Source organism: Streptomyces sp. NPDC002130, assembly GCF_040296465.1.
Taxonomy (GTDB): domain Bacteria; phylum Actinomycetota; class Actinomycetes; order Streptomycetales; family Streptomycetaceae; genus Streptomyces.
Map to the genome: position 1 here is coordinate 1 of NZ_JBEOXI010000866.1, position 1,391 is coordinate 1,391.

Below are 1,391 nucleotides of genomic sequence, written 5' to 3' on the forward strand. Positions count from 1 at the left end.
GACCCTGTTTACGGGCCCGATTTGAGCGGGTCTCGTCGATGCTCCGTTGGGGCAGAAATAGATCCACGCCTCGCGCCCTACGAGACCGGTTCGGCCGCCAGGAGAATTTGCAGGCTCGGGTGTCATGCACATCTCAGGCTTCTCCAACTGCATCGCGGTGACAGCCATCGACACGGTATTCATGATCTCCGCCATCGACGGTGGTGTCGGAGGAACATCAATCCCTGGTGCGGCTGGCGCAGCGTCACAGTTGTTTCGGAGATTGCTGCAGCTGCGACGTTCAAGTACAGCCGGTCCATTATTCGCTGCAGCGGCGGCACCACCGCCGCTCGTCCCTGCACCACCACCGCCACCACCGGCGTTGCCCGCGCCACCAGCATTACCGGCCCCGCCACCGCCGCCCGAGGGCGCGCTGATGTAACCACCACCGACAGTGACGTTCGCGCCACCAGGCGTTACGAACACATCGGAGCCGGCCCCTCCCACACCGGGCTGGGCGAATGAGGACTGACTACCGCCCGTAACCACCACTCCGCAAACGAGTGCCGCAGTGACGAATGCTCTCATTGCTAGCCGCATGATGACACCTTCTCAACTGTTTGACTTGTAACCCGCCAGCCATTCGCGTCTGGCCACTCAGGGTTTCGGACAGTGATCGCGGTGGACTCGAACTGCCCACGGTCGGGCTTCATTGCACTGGTTCCGTCCTGGTATTTGTTCTCCCAACCCGAGATATCCGTGCAAGCTTGCACATGTACCCACGCCGGCTCGGTCCTAGGCTTTCCGTTCTCGTCAACAGGAACCTCGAGATCCGAAACCGAGGAATTGACAACAGTTATCGCTCCAGTACTGGTGATTCCTTGCGAACGCCGGAGAGTGATGTTTCCGACCTGTCCCGACAGGACCGGATCTGCAGCAACAGTGCTGATCGCATCTGTCGATGCGGCGGGATCTGCTTCTACACTCCCCAACAGCGCGTAGTAGTCGTTCACCTTGGCGAGCGCCTGGGCACGTGCTTGTTCATCTGGTGTCTTGGCTGTGGCTGTGCCGTCTGGGCCACCGAATGCGGGGTCTGCGGTGGAGGTGAGGGTGACGTTGGGGTCGTCGGTTTTGTCGGAACAGGCTGCGACGGCGGCTAGTAGGGCTGCGGCGGCGAGGGCTGCTGCTGTGGTTCGTCGGATTGTGTTGTGGGTCATGTTGTTGTCTCCTAGAAGCTTCCGGCGCTGCAGGGGGTTCCGGGTTGTGTGTAGTCGGCTGTGACTCTCCATCCTGCTGGGTCGGGCCACGCGGTGTTGGGTCCAGCGGGCCCATGGCCATCTCGTACAGGCGCAGCGTGTCGGCTCCGTACTCGGCGCAGATCTCGTCCGGAGTGACCGCGTTCTTCAGGGACT

The 1,391-nt window shown here is 61.7% G+C and carries 2 protein-coding genes; both read right to left on the reverse strand.

Going from position 1 to position 1,391, the window contains the following annotated elements; genetic code table 11:
• The coding region (locus ABT116_RS46445) for a hypothetical protein (RefSeq protein WP_351647267.1) at window positions 1–195 on the reverse strand (195 nt) is incomplete at its 3' end.
• Window positions 196–569: 374 nt separating this feature from the next.
• Window positions 570–1,196 (reverse strand): hypothetical protein, encoded by a 627-nt coding sequence (locus ABT116_RS46450; RefSeq protein ID WP_003944273.1) that lies wholly within the window; start codon window positions 1,194–1,196, stop codon window positions 570–572.
• Window positions 1,197–1,391 lie beyond the last annotated feature (195 nt).